Here is a 22,329-nt window from a genome sequence, read left to right on the forward strand (position 1 = left end):
ATACTCGCCGGCTTTGAAAATTTCGTCTGCGAGTGCTGCCCACCATGGAAATCAACCCGATCCTAAACAGCATCAAAGACCTCTCCGAGCGCTCCGAAAGCATTCGGGGGTATCTTTGACTACGATCACAAAAGTGATCGTCTGACCGAAGTCAACCGCGAGCTCGAAGATCCGAACGTCTGGAACAACCCCGAGTACGCACAGAGCCTGGGTCGCGAGCGCTCCTTGTTGGCGCAGATCGTCGACACCCTGGACGAGATGTCCACCGGGTTGGTCGACGCCAAAGACCTGCTGCTGATGTCCGCTGAAGAAGAAGACCAGGCCGCCGTCGACGATGTGGCTGCCGAAGTCGAGCGTCTGCGCGAAGCGCTGGAGAAGCTGGAATTCCGACGCATGTTCAGTGGCGACATGGACGCCAACAACGCGTATCTGGACATCCAGGCCGGCTCTGGCGGCACCGAAGCGCAAGACTGGGCCAACATCCTGCTGCGCATGTACCTGCGCTGGGCCGACAAGCGCGGTTTCGAAGCGACCATCATGGAGTTGTCCGCCGGTGAAGTCGCCGGGATCAAAGGTGCGACCGTGCATATCAAGGGTGAATATGCCTTTGGCTGGCTGCGTACCGAGATCGGCGTGCATCGCTTGGTGCGTAAAAGCCCGTTCGACTCCGGCAACCGTCGTCACACCTCGTTCTCGGCTGTGTTCGTGTCGCCGGAAATCGATGACAACATCGAAATCGACATCAACCCCTCGGATCTGCGTATCGATACCTATCGTTCATCGGGTGCCGGTGGCCAGCACGTAAACACCACTGACTCGGCGGTCCGTATCACCCACGTACCGACCAACACCGTGGTCTGCTGCCAGAACGAACGCTCCCAGCACGCGAACAAAGACACCGCCATGAAAATGCTGCGGGCGCGCTTGTACGAGCAGGAAGTGCAGAAGCGCAACGCTGCATCGCAAGCGGTCGAAGACACCAAGTCCGACATCGGCTGGGGTCATCAGATTCGCTCCTACGTGCTCGACGCGTCACGGATCAAGGATCTGCGCACCAGCGTCGAACGCAGCGATTGCGACAAAGTGCTCGACGGCGACCTCGACGAATACCTGATCGCGAGTCTCAAGCAAGGGCTGTAACTGCGACACAACTGTTGCGGGCACCACGGTCCTGTAGGCGCGTGGCTTGACCGCGATCCCCTGCCCAAGGCATTGGGGGGCAATGAACCTGTGATGGAAAATCTAAAGACATGAGCGACCAACAACTCGACCCGCAAGCCCAGCAACAGGAAGAAAACTCCCTGATCGCCCTGCGCAAGGAAAAGCTTGCCGCCGAGCGCGCCAAGGGTCAGGCCTTCCCCAACGACTTCCGCCGCGATAGCTACTGCAACGACCTGCAGAAGCAGTACGTGGACAAGACCAAGGAAGAGCTGGCTGAGCTGGCCATCCCGGTCAAGGTTGCCGGTCGTATCATGCTCAACCGTGGTTCGTTCATGGTGATTCAGGACATGACTGGTCGCATTCAGGTCTACGTCAACCGCAAGACGTTGTCGGAAGAAACCCTGGCCTCGGTCAAGACTTGGGACATGGGCGATATCATTGCCGCCGAAGGCACCCTGGCGCGTTCCGGCAAGGGCGACTTGTACGTCGAAATGACCAGCGTGCGCCTGCTGACCAAGTCGCTGCGTCCGCTGCCCGACAAACACCACGGTCTGACCGACACCGAGCAGCGCTATCGTCAACGTTATGTCGACCTGATCGTCAACGAAGACGTGCGCCAGACTTTCCGCGTGCGCTCGCAGATCATCGCCCACATCCGCAGCTTCTTGATGAAGCGTGACTTCCTTGAAGTCGAAACGCCAATGTTGCAGACCATTCCTGGCGGCGCGGCGGCCAAGCCTTTCGAAACCCATCACAACGCGTTGGATCTGGAAATGTTCCTGCGCATCGCGCCGGAGCTGTACCTCAAGCGGCTGGTTGTTGGCGGGTTCGAGAAAGTCTTCGAAATCAACCGCAACTTCCGTAACGAAGGCGTTTCGACCCGTCACAATCCCGAGTTCACCATGCTTGAGTTCTACCAGGCGTATGCGGACTACGAAGACAACATGGACCTGACCGAGGAGTTGTTCCGCGAGCTGGCTCAGTTGGTGTTGGGCAGTACCGACGTGCCGTACGGTGACAAAGTGTTCCATTTCGGCGAGCCGTTTGTTCGCCTGTCGGTGTTCGATTCGATCCTCAAATACAACCCCGATATCACCGCCGATGACCTGAACGACATCGACAAGGCGCGTGCTATTGCCAAAAAAGCCGGGGCCAAAGTGCTGGGCTTCGAAGGCCTAGGCAAGTTGCAGGTGATGATTTTCGAAGAGCTGGTCGAGCATAAACTGGAGCAGCCGCACTTCATCACTCAGTATCCATTCGAAGTCTCGCCGCTGGCGCGCCGTAATGACGACAACCCGAATGTCACCGACCGTTTTGAGCTGTTCATTGGCGGTCGCGAGATCGCCAACGCATACTCCGAGTTGAATGATGCCGAGGATCAGGCCGAGCGCTTCATGGCACAGGTGGCCGACAAGGACGCCGGCGACGACGAAGCCATGCATTACGACGCCGACTTCGTTCGTGCGCTGGAATACGGCATGCCGCCCACCGCAGGTGAAGGTATCGGCATCGACAGGTTGGTCATGCTGCTGACCAATTCACCGTCGATCCGCGATGTGATCCTGTTCCCGCACATGCGTCCGCAAGCGTAATAGCTGCATGAAAAAACCGCCTGAACAGGGCGGTTTTTTTTGCCTGTTTGATTAAGATGCACTGTCGTCTGGGTTCGCCCCTTCGCGAGCAAACCTCACTCCCATACGTTATTGATCACCAACGCTAAAGAGGAAAACCTGTCGTGAACCGTACGATCACTCAAAAGGGAGCCGCTGGCCTGGCCACGGCAGTCGCGCAGAGTGTTCAGTATCAGGGCCGCAAGGCCAGTCGACAGGGAAGCGAGCAGCGACGACAACAGATTCTCGATGCTGCCATGCGCATTGTCATTCGTGATGGCGTGCGTGCCGTGCGTCATCGCGCCGTTGCCGCCGAGGCCGCAGTGCCGCTGTCTGCGACGACTTATTACTTCAAGGACATCGACGACCTGCTCACGGACACCTTCGCTCAATACGTCGAGCGCAGCGCGGCTTACATGGCCAGGCTATGGGCCAACACCGAGGTTGTGCTGCACGAAATGCTCGCGCGCAACGACGGCAGTCCTGAAGCTCGCGCATGGCTGGCAGACGAAGTCGCCCGTATGGCGATGGACTACATTCGTCACCAGTTGCTGACCCGGCGCGACCAGTTGGTCGCCGAGCATACCTTTCGTCATGAGGCCCTGATCAACCCGCGGTTGGCGAGCCTGGTGAGCGCTCATCAACAGATATTGTTGCAGGGCAGTAGCCAATTTCTAGAGGTCGTTGGCTCTAAACAGCCTCATCTGGATGCTCAAGTGTTGACGGGCATTATCTGTCGGATGGAATATCAGGGGCTGCTCAATGGGCCACAGCCCCACGCGGACGAAGAAATGCTCGCTATTCTCAGTCGCCAGATGCGTTTGGTTCTGGGGGCTGCGCAACCGATAGACGCGTGAGATCGCTCATTTTCAGGAGAACCCGATGAAAGCCTGGCGCGTGCTGCTCGCTTTGTCGTTCGTACTGTTAAGCGGATGCCTGGTGACTTTCAAGGATCCCTTGCCCGCCAACGAAACCGCCCCGAGCAAACTGTTGGGCACCTGGACCAGCAAAAATGCCTGGGGCGAGCCGCTGGAGCTGGAAATCACCCGAAGCGGGACTCATCAGTACAAGGCGGTCAGCTACCGCAAGGGCGATCGCAAGAACCGCGATGAGTACACCTTCACGGTATCCAGGCACGGCAGCCGTTGGTATTTGTCGGCGGCGCTGCCTGAAAAATATGGCGCAAATTACGTCATCGCCGGTTTCGAGTTGATCGACAACGACACCTCAGCCGACGAGTTGGTGGTCTATGACCTGGACGTGGATCGCATGCAGCAACTGGTCGATCAGAAGCTATTCGAAGGGCAGGCGACAGAGACCGAGAAAGGCGCCGGCGTATTGATCACCAGCCCGCTGGAGACAGTATTCGCCTACCTGGACGACACCGCCAATTCGGACGTGTTTCTCAAAGCGGCTCAGTATCAGCGCATGACCAAGCAGTAGTTCTGCTAATCAAAAAGGAATGTTGAGTGGACGATTACCAGCAAACCATTCGCGCATTATCCGACCGAATTGTCGTGGCGCAGACCCCTATTCGTGTACTTGATGCCGTGAAGTGGGATGAGACCATCAAGCAGGGTTTCCTCGCAGCCAAAGGCAAGGCATTGCCCGCCATCGACCGCGCTTATTACGAGAGTCGCCCGCTGGGTTTTGATTCCGGCGCGGTGAAGCTGGAGTTCCAGAACATCGAGCGCGACATCACTCGCCAGCTGGGTCAGTTCAACCCGGTCGGGCAGATCATGCGGCGTATGTGCAAGGAATACCGCATGGTCATCCGCATGCTCGAAGCGCGTGGCACAGCAGACTTCGGGCTGATCTCGCAAGAGCTGTATGGCGCGGCGTCCGATGCGTTCCATGCCGGTGATCCGACGTTGGCCGATCTTGGCCTGATGCTTTCGGACTACCTGAACAACATTGCTGGCCGTGGTGATTTGAAAGACGAGCCGAAAACCCTGACCGCCAAAGATGCGGTGGCGTTGTTGCAGACCCGGTTGAATCGGGTGTTTGGTGAGGCGCAAGAGACCATTCGGGTGTTCGAGTCTGACGGCATCGTGGCCGATGCCGCCGCCGGTGCCGATTACATCAAGATCCGCAGCGATGCGATGTTCAACGAGCGCGATGTCAGGGCGCTGGAGGTTCATGAAGGGCTGGTGCATGTGGGCACCACCTTGAACGGGCAGAATCAACCGATCTGCACCTTTCTCTCCAAGGGCCCACCGTCCTCCACGGTGACGCAGGAAGGGCTGGCAATCCTCATGGAAGTGATCGCTTTCGCCTCCTATCCCAGCCGTTTGCGCAAGCTTACCAACCGCACCCGCGCCATTCATATGGCCGAAGAGGGCGCGGACTTTCTCCAGGTGTTTGAGTTCTACCGCGAGCAAGGCTTTGGCATGTCTGAAAGCTATGGCAACGCCAGTCGTGTTTTCCGTGGTTCAGTGCCCAATGGTCTGCCCTTCACCAAGGATTTGTCCTACCTGAAGGGCTTCATCATGGTTTACAACTACATTCAGTTGGCCGTACGCAAAGGCAAACTTGAGCAAGTGCCGCTGTTGTTCTGCGGCAAGACCACACTGGAAGACATGCGCACTTTGCGTCAGTTGGTGGATGAAGGCTTGGTAGTGCCACCCAAATACCTGCCCGATCAATTTCGCGACATGAATGCATTGTCGGCCTGGATGTGTTTCTCCAACTTCCTCAATCATTTGAGCCTGGATCGGATTGAAGCGGACTACTCGAATATTTTATGAGCAGAACCGCTCCTTCGTGAGATGGATTTTCTGGAGGCGCGAACGTGTTCGCGGGGCGTCAGGCCTAAGACACCGTGATAGCCGCTTCGCCAACACGTTGGCTCCTGCAGAGGCACGGGTTTCTGCGGGATCGACGCTCAAATAAAAAGGAACCCGCTTGAAGCCACTTCTCACCCTCGCCTTGATGCTCATCCTTTCCGGCTGCAGTGAACTGCTGTTCTACCCCGAGTCCGGCCTGCCGCTGACCCCTGATAAAGCCCATCTGCAATACCGCGACGTCATGCTGACCGCCGCCGACGGTACACAACTGCGTGGCTGGTGGCTGCCTGCCAAAGAGGGTGTTGCGGTCAAAGGCACAGTGCTGCACCTGCACGGCAACGGCGGCAATATGTCGTGGCATCTGGGTGGCAGTTGGTGGCTTCCTGAGCAGGGCTACCAAGTGTTGCTGCTCGATTATCGTGGTTATGGCTTGTCGCAAGGCGAACCGAGTCTGCCCGCGATCTATCAGGACATCGATGCGGCGTTCGACTGGCTGAACAAAGCCCCCGAAGTTCAAGGCAAACCCGTGGTGGTGTTGGGACAAAGCATTGGCGGTGCTTTGGCCGTGCATTATCTGGCCGAGCATCCGCAGCAGCGCGCGCAGGTCAAGGCGCTGGTGCTTGATGGTGTGCCCGCCAGCTACCGCGAGGTTGCGCGCTATACGCTGGGCACCTCCTGGCTGACCTGGCCGTTCAAGCGTCCACTGTCGTGGGTGATTCCTGACACCGACAGCGCCATCAATGGCATGCCGCAGTTGGCAGGCACACCCATGCTGTTGTTCCAGAGTCTGGACGATATGCAGGTGCCGCTGTCCAATGGCATCAGTTTGTATCAGGCCGCGCCACCCCCTCGGGTGCTGCAACTGACACGCGGCGCCCATGTTCAGACGTTTGCCGATCCAACCTGGCGTGAGGTCATGGTTCGCTATCTGGACGATCCACAGCACTTCAACGGCCTGCGACGTCTTGCCGAAGTGCCCAATTACCCTGACGCCAAGCCTGCAACCCCATCAGCCGAGACCCTGAAATGACCGAAGAGCGTAATGCCATCCCGCTGATTATCACTGGCATCGCCTGCATCCTGGGGACGATAGGTACGCTGTGGTATTACGGTTACCTGCACTTCGCCAAGCCGGAAGACGCGCTGTTGCTCGATCAGTTCACGCTGCTTAAAACCATCCCGGGCCAAGACTACAAAGTCGCATTGGAGCCCGCCGCCCAAGTGGCGCAGTGCATCGATGGGGTGTTGGTGCTGTTCGACACCGAGCAAAAAGGCTTGACCGGTGTGCTGCTCAATAGCAAGAAGCAAGCGGTGCGCTGCATGGGGCAGGAGACGCCGCAACAGTTACAACCTTGATCGGCGTCGCTCGGTAAAACAAAAAAGCCCCACCTGTCATTCACAGGTGGGGCTTTGGTTCCCAGCGTTGGTCGATTATTGAATCGAAGTACGCGGTGCAACCGGCTGGTTGTCGTTGGAAATAGTGACTTCTACACGACGGTTCATGGCGCGGCCGGAGGCGCTGGTGTTGTCTGCGACCGGGTATTCTTTGCCGTAACCCTGGGCCACGATACGCTCAGGGCTTACGCCCATTTTCACCAGCGCAGTACGCACGGAGTTTGCGCGACGTTCGGACAGGGACTGGTTGTGCGAGGCTGAACCAGTACTGTCGGTGTAACCCTCGACGATCACTTTGCGATCAGGGTTTTCCTGCAGGAACTGAGCAAGCTTGTTGACGTTCACCAGGCCGCTGGATTTCAGCTCAGCCCGGTCCAGGTCAAACAGCACGTCGCCGAACGTTACCAGCGTACCGCGTTCGGTCTGCTTGGCATTCAGGCTGTTCTGCAGTTGCTTGATCTGCGCATCGCGAGCGTCCAGACGTGCTTGAGCACGTTGAGCGGCGGCATTTTTCAGATCGTTTTCAGCGGTTTTCAGATTGATCGTCTGTTTGGCCAACTCAACGCGCTGATTGGTCAGATAAGCCAGTTGGTCGACCTTTTTCTCGTCGTCATGGCTGCGGTAGGCGGCGTCAGCTTTATCCAGCCATTCGCTGGCGTCTTTGGTTTCCAGCGCGGCCAGTTCAGTGGCTTTCGGGTTACTTTGCAGTGCCGAATAGTTGGTACGAGCTTGCTCAAGATTCACGTTAGGTTGTGAAGAACAGGCAGCCAGACCAACACTCAGGGCCAGCAGGGCAGGGATAAGTACTTGTTTACGCATAATAGTTTCGTCCTTTAAATCAATGGCCAATGCATGAAGTGCGCGGAGTTATTGGCTGACAGGCTGAACCTGACGCATACCTTCTTCACGCAGCTCGTTAACGCCCTGACGCGCGTCCTGCACAGCTTTCTGAGCCTTGGCGGCCTGAGCCTTGCGTTCGGCTACGCGAGCATCCCATTCGGCCTGCTCGGCGTATTTCCTGGCTTCGTCATATTTCTTCTCTTGCATGGACAATTCAGCTTGCTTGAACTTGTCCTGCGCCGACTTCATCTCGACCGCTGCGTATTCGGTAGCACCGGCAGTCACTGCGGCGTTTACCGCTGACTGAGTCACTGCGTACTGCTCTGAAGGCGGATTACCCGCGCAACCTACGAGGATGAAGCTGGTACCCAAAGCCAGCGCGGCCAGTTTCAGCCCGCGCAGGCCATTGAACGTGGTTTTGGCAGTGCTGGTGTTCATGGTGGTCAACTCCATTGTGTAACTCCTGAAAACTTGGTTTTTCCATAACAGTTATTTGCCACGAGGGTCTGGCTCCAAGGACTGCGATCCACTGCCAGCTGTCGGCTTTTCCTGTAATGGCTAACTGCTCGGACCTACACGGTTTTTGAATAGTTCAGACCTTTTACGGATTAAGTCTCAGGATTTTGTTGCGTGTTGTAAGTTTGACGCTGAAAAATTGACACAAAAAAATGCCCGCCAAGCCGTTTTTACCGGTTTGGCGGGCAGTTTCAGGGGTGAAAAAACGACGTCGTTATCAGTGCTGTTGGCTGTCTCGCTGGTCGGAAAAATCCTGCAGATGACGTTTCGACAGTTCGAGAAAACGAGGCGTAGGGCCCACGTCTTCGTAAAGCGGGTTGCCTTCCTCATCGGTCCCGACCACATGCTGTCCTTTGATGTACGGGAAACTGGCCTCCAGTTCTTCAAGAGCTGAGCCAATCAGTTCGCCCAACAGTTCTTCGGGAGCGCGTTTTGGGTACATCTCTGAGATCGCGGCCAGGCGTGCAGCGGCCTCTACGTCGAGATGAACCTCGTAGCCGGTCTTCGTCAGACGACCTTTGGCAGTCTGCTCCCAGTGTTTTGCAAGTTCGCGAATTTTCATACAGACCTCTTCAATGACCCGCGTGATGGCGGGCGCAGGCGATTGTTGAGCCTTCGTGGGGCTCGTGGATGAGACTAGATGCATCTTGGCAGAAGTCAGGCAATGGCTTGCGCGTTTGTATGATTTGTCGCTCTATGCACGCTAGGGTCTGTTGCCCTTTGACTGTGGCTTACAACCAAAGGGCAACAGACTCTAGATAGAGAGGAATTTTTCGCGTGCGTTCAGTTTCGAACTTGTTCAGGCTGACCATCCCGGGACAAAACGCTGAAGGAGAAGGGCTAGATGGCTGATATCGATGCACGTTTGCGCGAGGACGTTCGCCTACTCGGTGAGTTATTGGGCAATACCATTCGCGATCAACATGGCGCTGACTTTCTCGAAAAGATTGAGCGCATCCGTAAAAGTGCCAAGGCGGGGCGAAAGGCGTCGACACAAAGCACCGAGCAGTTGAGTTCGAACCTGGAAAGCCTCAGCGACGATGAATTGCTCCCGGTCGCACGGGCTTTCAATCAATTTCTCAATCTGGCCAATATCGCCGAGCAGTACCAGCTTATTCACCGCCGTGACGACAGCGCCCCGCAGCCGTTTGAGTCCAGGGTGCTCTGCGAGTTGTTGGAGCGGCTGAAGCAATCCGGCCATACTCCTGAGGCCCTCGCACGGCAGTTGGGCAAGCTGGAGATTGAGCTGGTACTGACTGCGCACCCGACCGAAGTGGCGCGTCGAACGCTGATCCAGAAATACGATGCCATCGCCGCGCAGTTGGCCGCACTCGATCATCGCGACCTCAATAAGCATGAACGTGCGCACATAACCGAGCGTCTGCAGTTGTTGATCGCAGAGGCCTGGCACACAGAAGAAATCCGCCGCACTCGCCCGACCCCCATCGATGAGGCGAAGTGGGGGTTTGCCGTCATCGAAAACTCACTCTGGCAGGCCATTCCCAATTACTTGCGCAAGGCCGACAAAGTACTGCATGCCGCGACAGGTCTGCATCTACCGCTGGAGGCGGCGCCTATTCGCTTTGCCTCCTGGATGGGTGGCGACCGAGACGGCAACCCGAATGTAACCGCTGCCGTCACCCGGGACGTTTTGTTGCTGGCGCGCTGGATGGCAGCCGACCTTTACCTGCGTGATGTCGATCAACTGGCCGCCGAGCTTTCCATGCAACAGGCCAGCGCCGCCCTGCAAGCACTGGCCGACGACAGCGCCGAACCGTATCGCGCAGTACTCAAGCAACTGCGTGATCGTTTACGCGCCACACGTAATTGGGCGCATGCATCGCTGGCAGTTACGCAACCGGCGCCGGACGGTGTGTTGCACAACAACCGTGAACTGCTAGAGCCACTGCAGTTGTGCTACCAGTCGTTGCATGAGTGCGGGATGGGCGTAATTGCCGATGGGCCACTGCTCGATTGTCTACGCCGTGCGGTGACCTTCGGGTTGTTTTTGGTGAAGCTGGACGTGCGGCAGGATTCGACGCGTCACAGTTCGGCCATGACTGAAATCACCGATTACCTGGGGCTTGGCCGCTACGAGGACTGGGACGAAGAAACGCGCATTGAATTTTTACTGCGCGAGTTGAGTAACCGTCGGCCGCTGCTGCCTGCCCATTTCAAGCCTGCCGCGGACACCGCCGAAGTGCTGGCGACCTGTCGCGTGGTGGCGTCCGCGCCCGCGGCATCATTGGGTTCTTACGTGATCTCAATGGCCGGCGCTGCTTCTGACGTACTGGCGGTGCAACTGTTGTTGAAAGAAGCGGGGCTGCAACGGTCGATGCGCGTTGTGCCGCTGTTTGAGACGCTGGCCGACCTGGATAACGCAGGCCCGGTGATCGAACATTTGCTGAGTTTGCCCGGCTATCGCCTGCGCCTGAACGGTCCGCAGGAAGTCATGATTGGCTACTCCGACTCGGCCAAGGACGCCGGTACGACCGCAGCGGCCTGGGCGCAATACCGGGCGCAGGAAAAACTGGTGGAGATCTGCCGCGCGCAACAAGTCGAACTGTTGCTATTCCACGGTCGTGGCGGCACCGTCGGCCGAGGCGGTGGCCCGGCACACGCAGCGATCCTGTCGCAGCCTCCGGGATCGGTCGCGGGGCGCTTTCGCACCACCGAACAGGGCGAGATGATCCGCTTCAAGTTCGGTTTGCCGGACATCGCCGAGCAAAACCTTAATCTCTATCTGGCGGCCGTGCTGGAAGCAACGCTGCAGCCGCCACCGATGCCGGAACCGGCTTGGCGCACGATGATGGATCAACTGGCCGCCGACGGTGTTGCAGCCTATCGCGCCGTGGTCCGTGAAAACCCCGAGTTCGTTGAGTATTTCCGCCAAGCCACGCCGGAGCAGGAGTTGGGTCGTTTGCCATTGGGCAGTCGTCCCGCCAAGCGTCGCGAGGGCGGCGTCGAAAGTCTGCGGGCCATTCCATGGATTTTCGCCTGGACTCAGACTCGCCTGATGCTACCGGCCTGGCTCGGCTGGGAAGCTGCGCTGAGCAAGGCGCTGGAGCGTGACGAAGGGGAAGTGCTTGCCCGGATGCGCGAACAGTGGCCGTTTTTCAGAACGCGCATCGACATGCTCGAAATGGTCCTGACCAAAGCTGACAGCGACATTGCTCAGCTCTATGACGAGCGCTTGGTAGAGCCTCGGCTACAGCATTTAGGGGCGCATTTACGCGACCTATTGTCGCAGGCGTGCAAGGTGGTGTTGGGCTTGACCGGTCAGACCCAGTTGTTGGCGCACAGCCCAGTCACCCTGGAATTCATCAGCCTGCGCAATACCTACCTTGATCCATTACATCTATTACAGGCGGAACTGCTGGCGCGATCACGCACGCAAGACGCCACGTTGGACAGTCCGCTTGCGCAAGCATTGCTGGTGTCTGTCGCGGGGATTGCGGCCGGTTTGCGCAACACGGGTTGACACAAATGCCTGACGAAGATTGCCCCGCTCATCTCAGGTATGGGGCGCAGGGATGAGCGGGAACTGTATATCGCCATGAGGTTGCGCCGAGTCTCACCAGCAGTTAAACGTCAGCAAGCTACCGATTTGTCCGGGGTCGCTGCGACTTTTGACGTCTTGTGCCGCCTGTGTGGGCTGTGTATCTTGATCAGCCTTTGGCCGTTGGGTCAGTAATTCTTTTTAGGTTGGCCCAAGGCCTCATGGCAAAAGTGGCTGCGCTCGGTGATGCTGCGTAAAAACAGGCCAGGACGCTTGAAAGGAGAACGTCCGAAGCACGACCCGAAGCGGATTAATGCTCATCTAGGGCATCCAGACTTCGCTTCCTTTCCTGTTTTTGCCTTGCCTGACCTTCGCTCGTCGACTTTTGCCATGGGGCCTGCAAGGCACGTTTGACGACATCTTTATAAAAAATTGAGGAGCACAACAATGCGCGTGATTCTGCTGGGAGCTCCCGGGGCCGGTAAAGGTACTCAGGCAAAGTTCATCACCGAAAAATTCGGCATCCCGCAAATTTCCACTGGCGACATGCTGCGCGCAGCTGTCAAGGCTGGCACTGAGTTGGGCTTGAAGGCCAAAAGTGTCATGGACAGTGGCGGTCTGGTCTCCGATGACCTGATCATCGGTTTGATCAAAGATCGCCTGTCGGAGCCTGACTGCGCCAAAGGCGTCCTGTTCGACGGCTTCCCCCGCACCATTCCTCAGGCAGAAGCCTTGTTGGCTGCTGGCCTGACTATCGACAACGTGGTTGAAATCAAGGTGGACGACGAAGAGATCGTTCAGCGTATTTCCGGTCGTCGCGTACACGAAGGTTCAGGCCGCGTTTATCACCTGATCTATAACCCGCCAAAAGTCGAAGGCGTCGATGATGTGACCGGCGAGCCGCTGGTCCAGCGCAAGGACGATGTTGAAGCCACCGTGCGTCATCGCCTGTCGGTCTACCACTCGCAAACCAAGCCACTGGTTGATTTCTACGAGAAGCTTGAGGCCAAAAATGGCAAGCCCAAGTGCAGCCATATAGAAGGCGTAGGCTCGGTAGAATCCATCACCGCCAAGGTGCTGGAAGCGTTGAGCTGATCGCGCGGTCAGCGCAATGAACGACGGCCCGCTTGCGGGCCGTAGTTGTTTATAATGCGGCACTTTTTTGCACACCACCTGGAAACCCCGATGACCACCTTGCTGGCCCTGGATACCGCCACTGAAGCCTGCTCAGTCGCTTTGCTGCACGATGGCAAAGTGCTGACTCACTATGAGGTAATCCCGCGCCTGCATGCTCAGCGCCTGTTGCCGATGATCAAAGACCTGCTGGCTGAAGCCGGTATCGGCATGTCGGCACTCGATGCCATCGCCTTTGGCCGTGGCCCTGGCGCGTTTACCGGTGTGCGTATCGCCATTGGTGTGGTTCAGGGGCTGGCGTTTGGCTTGGATCGCCCGGTATTGCCGGTTTCCAACCTGGCGGTATTGGCACAGCGCGCCTTTCGGGAGCATGACGCACGGCAGGTGGCGGCTGCGATTGATGCGCGTATGGACGAGGTTTATTGGGGCTGCTATCGCGAAACTGCTGGGGAGATGCGCTTGCTGGGCAATGAAGCGGTCATGCCTCCCGAGCTCGCAACATTGCCGGCTGATGCCAGCGGCCCATGGTTTGGCGCGGGGACCGGGTGGGGGTATGCCAAACGGATTGCGGTGACGTTGAGCGCGGTGGATGCCGGGATGCTGCCTCACGCCCAGGACCTGCTGACGTTGGCGACCTTCGCCTGGCAGCGTGGCGAAGCGGTTATTGCTGATGACGCACAGCCGGTTTATCTGCGCGATAAAGTAGCCACCCCCAAAGCCCGGTAAGGCAAAAGCTATGGGGTTTTAAGCTTCGGCACACCCGATGGGTGTCACCTGACAAAATCGAGGCCCAAGTCACACGTATCGTGACCGTTTGGCGCCTCATGTGTATTTTCTGCCGGGCGGTTTTAAACGTTTTGCAATAACTGTGGTCTAGTTAACATTCGCGAGTTTGCTTCATTGCTGTTCATGAGATTAAATTGCCACTACGAGACGCCGAGTAATCATCGATGCGCATCACTGGTCCCTCACAACATTCGTACCCGATCAAACGCAAGCCTCGCAAAGGCTCTGTGCAGGACGATGCTGACCTGGACGAAGTGGACAGTGACATCGAAGCGGCACCCCAGGTGACTCGTCGTCAAAGTGGTGGCACCGCCAATGTGCCCGCCCGTCCGCAAGACATCATCTTCCCGCGAGCGATGAGCGCTCGTGTTGCCTACGCCCTGAGCAGTTACCTGACGACCTCCACTTTCGTCGATTGGGACCTTGAGGTTTCCGGACTCGATCTGCACGTTTGAACGTCCCCCGGCCGCTTTACTACATCGGTTGCCCGTCCTGGAGCGAAAACGCCTGGCGCCAATCGTTGTACCCCGACGACGCTCGCAGCAATGACTTCCTTGAGCTGTACGCTCAAGTGTTCAACGCCGTCGAAGGCAATACCACGTTCTATGCACGCCCTGCGCCGAGTACGGTGCAACGCTGGGCCAACGTGCTGCCCGAGCATTTTCGTTTTACTGCCAAGTTCCCACGTGACATCAGCCACAATGGCGACCTGCGCGACCATCTCATTGCAGTAGACGATTTCGTGCAATTGCTGGCGCCGCTCGGTCAGCGTGTGACGCCATTTTGGCTGCAATTGTCTGCCAGCTTCACGCCATCGCGTTTGGGCGAACTGGCCGCATTCATCGATGCGCTGGACCGGCCATTGGCGGTGGAGGTGCGCAATATGGCGTTCTTCGCACAGGGCGAGGAAGAAAAACAGCTCAATAGATTGTTGCTGGACCGTGGCGTCGAGCGTATTTGTCTGGATTCTCGTCCGTTGTTCAGCTGTATTTCGACAGACCCCGCAGTGCTCCATGCACAGTCGAAAAAGCCTAAAGTGCCACCGCGTCCGGCCGCGCTCACGCAATTCCCGCAAGTGCGTTTCATCGGCCGGCCGGAGCTGGAAGCGAACGACCCATACGTCGAGCAGTGGGCGAAAAAAGTCGCACACTGGATTGAGGAAGGGCGTACGCCCTACGTGTTCCTGCACACACCAGACAATATCCAGGCGCCTGATCTGGCTCGGCGCTTTCATCGGCAACTGATGAAGCTGCTACCAGAGCTGCCTGCTTTGCCCGAACTGGATCGCGGGCCGCAGATCAACCAGCTGGATTTGCTCTAGGCAACGATTGGCAACGTTTCTGCCTGAAACGTTGACTGAACCGTTGCAGAGAAATGTGCATTAATCTGTGCCATCCAGCATCTCCGAGAGCACGCCAATGGACTCGCAACAACTTCTCCGTGCGCACGCGTTCAAAGCCCTGCATGAACGCGATGGCGCCTTCGTGATACCCAATCCGTGGGACGCCGGTTCGGCAAAAATGCTGGCCTCGATGGGCTTTGAAGCTTTGGCGACGACCAGCGCGGGCCTGGCATTCGTGCTTGGCCGGGTTGACGCTGAAGGCGCAATCACTCGTGATGAATCCTTATCCAATGTGGCGACGATTGTTGCTGCAACGTCTTTGCCTGTCGCCGCCGATCTGGAAAACTGCTTCGCTGACTCTCCAGAAGGCTGTGCTGACACGCTATTGAAAGCTGCGGCGACAGGCATCGTCGGCGGGTCTATCGAAGATGCCAGCGGCGATGCGATCCGGCCAATTTATGACTTCAACCTGTCCGTTGCTCGCGTCAAAGCAGCGGTCGCCGCCGTTCGCAGCCTGCCGTTTCCCTTCATGCTAACCGCACGGGCCGAGAATCTTCTGCACGGTCGAATGGACTTTGCCGACACCCTTCGGCGGCTGGAAGCCTACGCTGACGCAGGTGCCGATGTGCTTTATGCCCCGGGTTTGCGCACGCGTGAGCAAGTCATCGCTGTGGTACGTGCAGTGGCGCCCAAGCCGGTGAATGTGTTGATGGGGCTGGGCGGGGTGACGCTGGCGGTTGCTGACCTGCGCGACTGTGGGGTCAAGCGTATCAGTGTCGGGTCTTCATTGGCGCGTGCGGCATGGGGCGGCTTCTATCGCGCCGCCGACGAAATCCGCAGTACCGGCACCTTTACCTACGTGCAGGATGCGTTGCCTTTCGACCAATTGAATGCACTGTTCAAAGGCTGAAGCTGACGCAGTGTTTAGTCTGTGGTTCTTGGGTAGGTATCAAGCCGCCTGACGCAAATTTTGCAGCACAATCGGGCGTGCCCAGCCGGTGTCGAAGTCGAGGTTGCGCTGTTGGTCGATCATTTCGCTGACGCTGAACGGTTGCGCAGGCTTGTCAGCCAAGTCCCATTCAAACTCAGCAATTGGCAGGAACAGAGGCCGTGGTTCAGGGCCAGGTCCTGGCTCGACGCTGTCGTCATACGGGCTGAGTACGGTAGGACGCACCCAACTGCTGTCGAATTCCAGATGGCGTTGCTGTTCGATCAATTCGCTGGCGCTGAAGGGTTTGGCGGGCTTATCGGCCAGATCCCATTCAAACTCGGCGATTGGCAGAAACAGCGGCTCTGGCGGATTGCGTTCGATGTCTTCAACAGGAAGCGCGCGCTGGTCGACGATTTTGCCCAAGGTCTTGGCACCGGCAATGGGCTCGACAGTCATGCTGTCCGTCGCTGCTTCGATGCTGAATCCAGGCTCATTACCTGAGGTTTCATCGATCTGCTGCGCCATCGCCCGAGCGAATGCATCCTGCCAGAGCTGCGTCACGCCGCTCAGGGTTTGGGTGTTGCGTACGCTGTAGTCGCCCGCGTACGTCAAGTAACCTATTGAGGATGCATGCTCAATGTCTGACATAGTGCTCAGTACATACCGTGGGTTCTGGCAAAATGCCGGATACTTTCGTTATCGGCAGATGCTGCCAATCATTAAGAAAATTTGAGCGTGTGGACAATGAGTGAACAACAAACCGGCAGCCACGTTCGGGTCCAGGCGTTGAGCTCTGACGGGCAGGCGCAGGCCGAGCAGTGGGCACAGCGTCTTGGCCTGCCGCTGGAAGATGCCGAAGCGGATTTTGCTTTGCAAGTAACCGACGCTGGCCTGCAATTGCAGCAGTTGGGCGACGATGTGCCGGGCGCTGTGCGAGTGGATTTTGTTGAGGGCGCCGTGGCCCATCGGCGGTTATTCGGCGGTGGCAGTGGACAAATGATCGCCAAGGCAGTCGGCATTCAACCGGGGGTTCGGCCCAGGGTTTTGGACGCGACGGCTGGGCTGGGCAAAGACGCGTTCGTGCTGGCCAGTCTGGGTTGCGAGATGAGCCTGATCGAGCGTCAGCCGATCATTGCCGCGCTGTTGGAAGACGGCCTGGCGCGTGGTCGACGGGACATGGCCATAGGCTCGATCATCGGCCAGATGCGTTTGTTGACCGGCAACGCTATTGAGTTGATTCGCGACTGGGAGGGCGAGCCGCCACAGGTGATTTACCTCGATCCGATGTTTCCGCATCGTGAAAAAACAGCGTTGGTGAAGAAGGAAATGCGCCTGTTTCGCCCGTTGGTCGGTGACGACATGGACGCCCCGGCGTTGCTTGAAGCAGCATTAGCGTTGGCGACTCATCGCGTGGTGGTCAAACGCCCGCGCAAAGCGCCATGTATTGAAGGGCCAAAGCCTGGGTATGCGCTGGATGGCAAATCCAGCCGGTATGATATTTATCCGAAGAAGGCGTTGAAGTCATAAGGTTACCGCTAACCCTGATAGGAGCTGTCGAAGGCTTCGAGAGCCCTGACCCCCCATGTTGGAGCCGGGTTTGCCCTGCGACCGGCGGGGAACCCGTCGTAAAACCTGTGCACACGGTGTGACTGGCAGGCCGCACGCACCGGGTTTACTGCCGCTGCGCGCCAGGTCGCGGGGCAAGCCGCGCTCTTCAGCCGATCAACCGCCGCATTGAAGACATCCGCCCACCGGAACCGAGTATCTACACTCTCTTCTGTGAACTCAGGACCGATAAGCCCGCAGAAACAACGCCACCACCTCTTGCACATGCTGTTCGGCGCTTTGTTCATCCGGCAACTCGCCACACCCAATCAACAAGCGGAAATTACACGCCCCCTTTACAAGGCTCAGGAAGTGTTCGGCAGCGCTTGCCGGTGAATCAAAATGCAAGCCGTTGGTATCGTTGATCCGCGTCAGAAACCGTTCCATCTCCTGAAGAATCCTGTGCGGCCCCGCTTCAAAAAACACCCGCGATAGCTTAGGTTCCTGACTGCCTAGCGCAATCATCAAACGGTGCAAATCCAGCGATTCCGGGCTGTTGATCAGTGTCTGAAAACCTCTCGCAATACTCAGCAACACCTTTTCTGCCGGCGCGTTGTGGGGCAGATCGACGAACAACTCGGGCATTTGCTCCTCGCAGCGCGCCACCACGGCTGCCGAAAACAATGTCTCCTTGTCGGTGAAGTGGCTATAGACCGTGAGCTTGGAAACCCCGGCTTCGGCCGCAACGGCGTCCATGCTGGTGCTCGCATAACCATTACGCACGAACAGGTTCTTCGCTGCGCCGAGGATGGCCTGGCGCTTGGCCAGATCCTTCGGACGACCGGGAGCAGAGGGGGATGTCGAGTCGTTCAAGGGATGCTCAGGCATGTTCATTTCAATAGTGGACTGGTCAGTTTGGTAATTTTTAATATACTCGGCAGTACAATTATTAAAAGCCCTCTTTTGCGAAGGTCTCACATCATGTTTCGCGATGCTTTGTTCCTCGCCGTACCCATCAGCCTGGTGTCATTACTGACTGCCTGCGGTCAGGACGTTTCAGTTCCGACCACCGTGCGTCCGGCCATGGTAGTGCAACCGCAGCCTGCATCCCAATCGATGGACAGCTATCCCGGTGAAGTCCGCGCCCGATTTGAGCCGGAGCTGGCGTTTCGTATCCCCGGAAAAGTGAGCAAGCGATTGGTCGATGAGGGCGAGCGGGTCAAGGCCAATCAACCGTTGGCTGAGCTTGATGCCCAGGACGTAAGACTGCAACTGGAAGCTACACGTGCTCAAGTCGCAGCCGCCGAAGCCAATCTGCAAACGGTCCGCGCCGAGCGTGACCGTTACAAGACGCTGATGGAGCGGCAGATGGTCAGTAAATCCCAATATGACAACGCCGAAAACCTCTATCGCGCAGGTGATGCTCGCCTCAAGCAACTGAAGGCTGAGTTTACTGTTGCCGATAATCAGACCCGTTACGCGGTGCTTCGTGCCTCTGCGGATGGGGTCATCGCTAAACGTCTGGTTGAAGTCGGACAGGTGGTGGCGGCCGGGCAAACGGTCTTTACGCTCGCCGCCGATGGCGAGCGTGAGGTGTTGATCAGCCTGCCGGAACAAAACTATGGCCGCTTCAAGATTGGCGAGCCGGTGTCCGTGGAGCTTTGGACGCAACGCGATCAGCGCTTGCCAGGGCGTATTCGTGAGCTTTCGCCCGCAGCCGATCCGCGTTCGCGGACCTTTGCTGCACGCATCGCTTTCGCTGCCGGCAAGGTGCCTGCTGAATTGGGGCAGAGCGCCAGGGTGTTCATTCAGCCCGAACATACGGTGCCGTTGTCAGTACCGCTTTCGGCGCTGACCGCAGAGAACGGCGTGACCTATGTCTGGCGCGTGCAAAACGACAGTACGCTCAAGCGCACGCCGGTGCAGGTGGGGGTTTATGGACAGGAATCGGTGCCAGTGTTGAGCGGCCTTCAACCCACGGACTGGGTGGTCGCCGCTGGCGTGCATGTGTTGCATGAGGGCGAACAGATTCGCCCGGTGGACCGCAGCAATCGGTCGGTGAAACTGCTGGCTAAGGAGTAGGCCCGGATGCGTTTCAATCTTTCCGAATGGGCCCTGCGCAACCGCCAGATGGTTCTGTATTTAATGATCCTGCTGGCCGTGGTAGGCGCGTTGTCCTACACAAAACTTGGCCAGAGTGAAGACCCGCCGTTCACCTTCAAGGCTATGGTCATTCGCACCTTGTGGCCTGGCGCCAGCGCGGAAGAAGTCGCGCGGCAAGTCACTGATCGGGTCGAAAAGAAACTCATGGAAACCGGCGATTACGAACGAATCGTTTCGTTCTCGCGGCCGGGGGAATCGCAGGTCACCTTCATGGCAACGGACTCTTTGAACTCGGCGAAACTGCCGGAGCTCTGGTATCAGGTCCGCAAAAAAATTGGCGACATCCGTCAGGTGCTGCCAGTGGGGGTGCAGGGTCCTTTCTTCAACGACGAGTTCGGCACCACGTTTGGCAATATCTACGCGCTGACTGGGCAGGGCTTCGATTACGCCGTGCTCAAGGATTATGCCGACCGCATCCAGATCCAGCTGCAACGGGTCAAAGACGTGGGCAAAGTCGAGCTGCTGGGGCTGCAAGACGAGAAGATTTGGATTGAGCTGTCGAACGTCAAACTGGCAACCCTCGGATTGCCAATGCAGGCCGTACAGCAAGCGCTTGAGGCGCAGAATGCGGTTATCGCCGCGAGCTTTTTCGAGACCCCGAGCGAGCGTGTTCAACTGCGGGTGACCGGGCGTTTCCAAACGGTGGACCAGATACGCGACTTCCCGATTCGTGTGGGTGATCGCACGTTGCGTATCAGTGATTTAGCCCAAGTGCGACGCGGTTTTAACGATCCCCCAGCGCCGCGCATGCGTTTTATGGGCGAAGACGCGATTGGCCTGGCCGTGGCAATGAAAGACGGCGGGGACATTCTGGTGTTGGGGCGCGCGCTGGAAGGCGAGTTTGCTCGTCTGCAAGGCAATCTGCCAGCCGGTATGCAACTGCGCAAAGTGTCGGACCAACCAGCGGCGGTGAAAACCGGCGTGGGTGAGTTTGTCCAGGTGCTTGCCGAAGCCTTGGGCATCGTGTTGCTGGTGAGCTTTTTCTCGCTGGGCATGCGCACCGGATTGGTGGTCGCGCTGGTGATTCCAGTGGTGCTGGCGATGACTTTCGCCTGCATGTACTACCTAGGCATCGGTTTACACAAGATTTCCCTCGGTGCGCTGGTGCTGGCGCTGGGGCTGTTGGTGGACGACGCGATCATCGCCGTGGAAATGATGGCGATCAAAATGGAGCAGGGTTACGACCGGATGAAAGCCGCCAGCTTTGCCTGGACCAGCACTGCCTTCCCAATGCTCACTGGCACGTTGATCACGGCGGCGGGCTTCCTGCCGATTGCAACGGCACAATCGAGCACTGGCGAGTACACGCGCTCGATCTTCCAGGTGGTGACCATCGCGCTGGTAGCTTCGTGGGTGGCGGCGGTGGTGTTCGTGCCGTACCTGGGGGAGCGTTTGTTGCCTGATCTGGCGAAGATTCATGCGGCCAAACACGGCTCCGGCCCGAACGCGCCGAACCCTTATGGCACGCCATTTTACAAACGCGTGCGGGGCTTGGTGGGCTGGTGCGTACGCAGACGCAAGACGGTGATCGTGCTGACAATCGGGCTGTTCGTGCTGTCGATTGTGATGTTCCGCTTCGTGCCGCAGCAGTTCTTCCCGGCGTCCGGACGACTGGAGCTGATGGTCGACCTGAAGCTGGCCGAAGGCGCTTCTCTGAGCAGCACCACCGAGCAGGTCAAACGCCTTGAAGAGATGATCAAAGGCCATGACGGCGTGGACAATTATGTGGCTTACGTGGGCACCGGCTCACCGCGTTTCTATCTGCCACTGGATCAACAATTGCCTGCCGCAAGTTTTGCGCAATTCGTGGTTTTGGCCAAAACCATCGAGGACCGCGAGGCCCTTCGCAGTTGGCTGATCAAAACCCTCGACGAACAATTCCCCACGCTGCGCCCCAGAGTGACGCGTCTGGAGAACGGCCCACCCGTGGGGTATCCGGTGCAGTTCCGGGTGTCCGGCGAGCACATTGATCAGGTCCGCGCATTGGCGCGCAAGGTTGCCGCCAGGGTTCGCGAGAACCCCCACGTGGTTAACGTGCATCTGGATTGGGAGGAGCCGAGCAAGGTCATCTATCTCAATGTCGATCAGGACCGTGCGCGTGCCTTGGGCGTGACCACGGGCGATCTGTCGCGTTTCCTGCAAAGCCAATTGACGGGATCGAGCGTCAGCCAGTACCGCGAAGACGATGAATTGATCGAAATCCTGGTGCGCGGTACTGAGCGTGAGCGACACGAGTTGGGCGCGTTGTCGAGCCTGTCGATCCCGACCGCAAACGGCAGCAGTGTCGCCTTGTCGCAGGTCGCAACGCTGGAATACGGCTTCGAAGAGGGAGTCATCTGGCACCGCAACCGTTTGCCGAACGTGACGGTACGCGCCGATATCTATGGCCCGGAGCAGCCGGCAACGCTGGTCAAACAGATCCTTCCGACGCTCGATGGGGTGCGCGCTGAGCTACCTGACGGCTATTTGCTGGAAGTTGGCGGAACGGTTGAAGATGCCGCGCGCGGCCAGAACTCGGTGAACGCCGGTGTGCCGTTGTTCATTGTGGTGGTGCTGACGTTGTTGATGATCCAGTTGCGCAGTTTCTCGCGCACAGTGATGGTCTTTCTAACGGCCCCGCT

21 protein-coding genes are annotated in these 22,329 nt (G+C 57.9%); 16 read left to right on the forward strand and 5 right to left on the reverse strand.

What is annotated here, in order from left to right; genetic code table 11:
• The first annotated feature begins 44 nt into the window (after window positions 1–44).
• The 7 genes from prfB (at window position 45) to VGC62_RS03160 (ending at window position 6,913) form a co-directional block, all read left to right on the forward strand.
• A protein-coding gene (prfB, locus tag VGC62_RS03130) for a peptide chain release factor 2 (protein WP_331185608.1) occupies window positions 45–1,140 on the forward strand; the annotation gives its coding sequence in 2 pieces (ribosomal slippage) (window positions 45–116 and window positions 118–1,140; 1,095 coding nt in all).
• 110 nt (window positions 1,141–1,250) lie between these two features.
• The gene (lysS, locus tag VGC62_RS03135) at window positions 1,251–2,753 is read left to right on the forward strand and encodes a lysine--tRNA ligase (RefSeq protein ID WP_331185609.1); all 1,503 of its coding nucleotides are present in this window, start codon (window positions 1,251–1,253) and stop codon (window positions 2,751–2,753) included.
• Window positions 2,754–2,896: 143 nt separating this feature from the next.
• The gene (locus VGC62_RS03140) at window positions 2,897–3,628 is read left to right on the forward strand and encodes a TetR/AcrR family transcriptional regulator (protein WP_331185610.1); all 732 of its coding nucleotides are present in this window, start codon (window positions 2,897–2,899) and stop codon (window positions 3,626–3,628) included.
• Between the two features lie 25 nt (window positions 3,629–3,653).
• Window positions 3,654–4,214: a hypothetical protein gene (locus tag VGC62_RS03145; RefSeq protein ID WP_331185611.1), complete on the forward strand. Its 561-nt coding sequence runs from the start codon at window positions 3,654–3,656 to the stop codon at window positions 4,212–4,214.
• Window positions 4,215–4,240: 26 nt separating this feature from the next.
• The gene (locus VGC62_RS03150) at window positions 4,241–5,518 is read left to right on the forward strand and encodes a flavohemoglobin expression-modulating QEGLA motif protein (protein ID WP_331185612.1); all 1,278 of its coding nucleotides are present in this window, start codon (window positions 4,241–4,243) and stop codon (window positions 5,516–5,518) included.
• Window positions 5,519–5,702: 184 nt separating this feature from the next.
• The gene (locus tag VGC62_RS03155) at window positions 5,703–6,587 is read left to right on the forward strand and encodes an alpha/beta hydrolase (RefSeq protein ID WP_331185629.1); all 885 of its coding nucleotides are present in this window, start codon (window positions 5,703–5,705) and stop codon (window positions 6,585–6,587) included.
• Complete coding sequence (locus tag VGC62_RS03160) at window positions 6,584–6,913, forward strand: hypothetical protein (protein ID WP_331185613.1); 330 nt, start codon at window positions 6,584–6,586, stop codon at window positions 6,911–6,913. Before VGC62_RS03155 ends, VGC62_RS03160 begins: the two co-directional genes overlap by 4 nt.
• A 75-nt stretch (window positions 6,914–6,988) precedes the next feature.
• Here the strand turns inward: VGC62_RS03160 and VGC62_RS03165 are convergent, their stop codons facing one another.
• The 3 genes from VGC62_RS03165 to VGC62_RS03175 form a co-directional block, all read right to left on the reverse strand.
• On the reverse strand, window positions 6,989–7,771 hold the full coding sequence (locus tag VGC62_RS03165) for an OmpA family protein (protein WP_331185614.1): 783 nt from the start codon (window positions 7,769–7,771) through the stop codon (window positions 6,989–6,991).
• 48 nt (window positions 7,772–7,819) lie between these two features.
• The gene (locus VGC62_RS03170) at window positions 7,820–8,245 is read right to left on the reverse strand and encodes a DUF4398 domain-containing protein (RefSeq protein WP_331185615.1); all 426 of its coding nucleotides are present in this window, start codon (window positions 8,243–8,245) and stop codon (window positions 7,820–7,822) included.
• Between the two features lie 280 nt (window positions 8,246–8,525).
• A complete protein-coding gene (locus VGC62_RS03175; RefSeq protein WP_331185616.1) occupies window positions 8,526–8,870 on the reverse strand; it encodes a pilin assembly protein in 345 nt (114 codons plus the stop codon).
• A 282-nt stretch (window positions 8,871–9,152) separates the two neighbouring features.
• Here VGC62_RS03175 and ppc point away from each other — a divergent pair, with 282 nt between their 5' ends.
• From ppc to VGC62_RS03205, 6 genes are all read left to right on the forward strand, one after another.
• Window positions 9,153–11,789, forward strand: a complete 2,637-nt coding sequence (gene ppc / locus VGC62_RS03180; protein WP_331185617.1) for a phosphoenolpyruvate carboxylase — start codon at window positions 9,153–9,155, stop codon at window positions 11,787–11,789.
• A 465-nt stretch (window positions 11,790–12,254) separates the two neighbouring features.
• Window positions 12,255–12,902, forward strand: coding sequence for an adenylate kinase (adk, locus tag VGC62_RS03185; RefSeq protein WP_331185618.1), 648 nt, complete (start codon window positions 12,255–12,257; stop codon window positions 12,900–12,902).
• 90 nt (window positions 12,903–12,992) lie between these two features.
• Window positions 12,993–13,667 (forward strand): tRNA (adenosine(37)-N6)-threonylcarbamoyltransferase complex dimerization subunit type 1 TsaB, encoded by a 675-nt coding sequence (gene tsaB / locus VGC62_RS03190; RefSeq protein ID WP_331185619.1) that lies wholly within the window; start codon window positions 12,993–12,995, stop codon window positions 13,665–13,667.
• A gap of 224 nt (window positions 13,668–13,891) precedes the next feature.
• Window positions 13,892–14,182, forward strand: coding sequence for a hypothetical protein (locus tag VGC62_RS03195; protein WP_331185620.1), 291 nt, complete (start codon window positions 13,892–13,894; stop codon window positions 14,180–14,182).
• Entirely contained in the window at window positions 14,179–15,048 is an 870-nt protein-coding gene (locus tag VGC62_RS03200) for a DUF72 domain-containing protein (RefSeq protein WP_331185621.1), read from the forward strand. The genes VGC62_RS03195 and VGC62_RS03200 overlap by 4 nt, the downstream gene beginning before the upstream one ends.
• A gap of 97 nt (window positions 15,049–15,145) precedes the next feature.
• A complete protein-coding gene (locus tag VGC62_RS03205; RefSeq protein ID WP_331185622.1) occupies window positions 15,146–15,979 on the forward strand; it encodes an isocitrate lyase/phosphoenolpyruvate mutase family protein in 834 nt (277 codons plus the stop codon).
• Window positions 15,980–16,018: 39 nt separating this feature from the next.
• Here VGC62_RS03205 and VGC62_RS03210 read toward each other — a convergent pair whose 3' ends face one another.
• The gene (locus VGC62_RS03210; RefSeq protein ID WP_331185623.1) at window positions 16,019–16,648 is read right to left on the reverse strand and encodes an energy transducer TonB; all 630 of its coding nucleotides are present in this window, start codon (window positions 16,646–16,648) and stop codon (window positions 16,019–16,021) included.
• 96 nt (window positions 16,649–16,744) lie between these two features.
• Between VGC62_RS03210 and VGC62_RS03215 the strand changes: the two genes are divergently transcribed.
• The gene (locus VGC62_RS03215) at window positions 16,745–17,527 is read left to right on the forward strand and encodes a class I SAM-dependent methyltransferase (protein WP_331185624.1); all 783 of its coding nucleotides are present in this window, start codon (window positions 16,745–16,747) and stop codon (window positions 17,525–17,527) included.
• 258 nt (window positions 17,528–17,785) lie between these two features.
• Here VGC62_RS03215 and VGC62_RS03220 read toward each other — a convergent pair whose 3' ends face one another.
• Window positions 17,786–18,433 carry a TetR/AcrR family transcriptional regulator gene (locus VGC62_RS03220; RefSeq protein WP_331185625.1) on the reverse strand — a complete coding sequence of 216 codons (648 nt, stop codon included), beginning with the start codon at window positions 18,431–18,433 and terminating at the stop codon, window positions 17,786–17,788.
• A gap of 93 nt (window positions 18,434–18,526) precedes the next feature.
• On the opposite strand from VGC62_RS03220, the gene VGC62_RS03225 reads away from it, so the two are divergent.
• Window positions 18,527–19,627: an efflux RND transporter periplasmic adaptor subunit gene (locus VGC62_RS03225; RefSeq protein WP_331185626.1), complete on the forward strand. Its 1,101-nt coding sequence runs from the start codon at window positions 18,527–18,529 to the stop codon at window positions 19,625–19,627.
• Window positions 19,628–19,633: 6 nt separating this feature from the next.
• A partial coding sequence (locus VGC62_RS03230; RefSeq protein WP_331185627.1) for an efflux RND transporter permease subunit occupies window positions 19,634–22,329 on the forward strand: 2,696 nt, incomplete at its 3' end.

It is taken from the genome of Pseudomonas sp., from assembly GCF_036404235.1.
Classification (GTDB): Bacteria; Pseudomonadota; Gammaproteobacteria; order Pseudomonadales; family Pseudomonadaceae; genus Aquipseudomonas.

What these genes read in the sequence shown, in the direction of transcription:
- VGC62_RS03215 (WP_331185624.1), top strand. Translation starts at nt 16,745, where the DNA reads ATGAGTGAACAACAAACCGGCAGCCACGTTCGGGTCCAGGCGTTGAGC.
- VGC62_RS03175 (WP_331185616.1), bottom strand. Translation starts at nt 8,870, where the DNA reads ATGAAAATTCGCGAACTTGCAAAACACTGGGAGCAGACTGCCAAAGGT.
- VGC62_RS03205 (WP_331185622.1), top strand. Translation starts at nt 15,146, where the DNA reads ATGGACTCGCAACAACTTCTCCGTGCGCACGCGTTCAAAGCCCTGCAT.
- lysS (WP_331185609.1), top strand. Translation starts at nt 1,251, where the DNA reads ATGAGCGACCAACAACTCGACCCGCAAGCCCAGCAACAGGAAGAAAAC.
- VGC62_RS03170 (WP_331185615.1), bottom strand. Translation starts at nt 8,245, where the DNA reads ATGGAGTTGACCACCATGAACACCAGCACTGCCAAAACCACGTTCAAT.
- ppc (WP_331185617.1), top strand. Translation starts at nt 9,153, where the DNA reads ATGGCTGATATCGATGCACGTTTGCGCGAGGACGTTCGCCTACTCGGT.
- VGC62_RS03165 (WP_331185614.1), bottom strand. Translation starts at nt 7,771, where the DNA reads ATGCGTAAACAAGTACTTATCCCTGCCCTGCTGGCCCTGAGTGTTGGT.
- VGC62_RS03155 (WP_331185629.1), top strand. Translation starts at nt 5,703, where the DNA reads ATGCTCATCCTTTCCGGCTGCAGTGAACTGCTGTTCTACCCCGAGTCC.
- VGC62_RS03220 (WP_331185625.1), bottom strand. Translation starts at nt 18,433, where the DNA reads ATGCCTGAGCATCCCTTGAACGACTCGACATCCCCCTCTGCTCCCGGT.
- VGC62_RS03225 (WP_331185626.1), top strand. Translation starts at nt 18,527, where the DNA reads ATGTTTCGCGATGCTTTGTTCCTCGCCGTACCCATCAGCCTGGTGTCA.
- VGC62_RS03210 (WP_331185623.1), bottom strand. Translation starts at nt 16,648, where the DNA reads ATGTCAGACATTGAGCATGCATCCTCAATAGGTTACTTGACGTACGCG.
- adk (WP_331185618.1), top strand. Translation starts at nt 12,255, where the DNA reads ATGCGCGTGATTCTGCTGGGAGCTCCCGGGGCCGGTAAAGGTACTCAG.
- VGC62_RS03145 (WP_331185611.1), top strand. Translation starts at nt 3,654, where the DNA reads ATGAAAGCCTGGCGCGTGCTGCTCGCTTTGTCGTTCGTACTGTTAAGC.
- VGC62_RS03195 (WP_331185620.1), top strand. Translation starts at nt 13,892, where the DNA reads ATGCGCATCACTGGTCCCTCACAACATTCGTACCCGATCAAACGCAAG.
- VGC62_RS03160 (WP_331185613.1), top strand. Translation starts at nt 6,584, where the DNA reads ATGACCGAAGAGCGTAATGCCATCCCGCTGATTATCACTGGCATCGCC.
- tsaB (WP_331185619.1), top strand. Translation starts at nt 12,993, where the DNA reads ATGACCACCTTGCTGGCCCTGGATACCGCCACTGAAGCCTGCTCAGTC.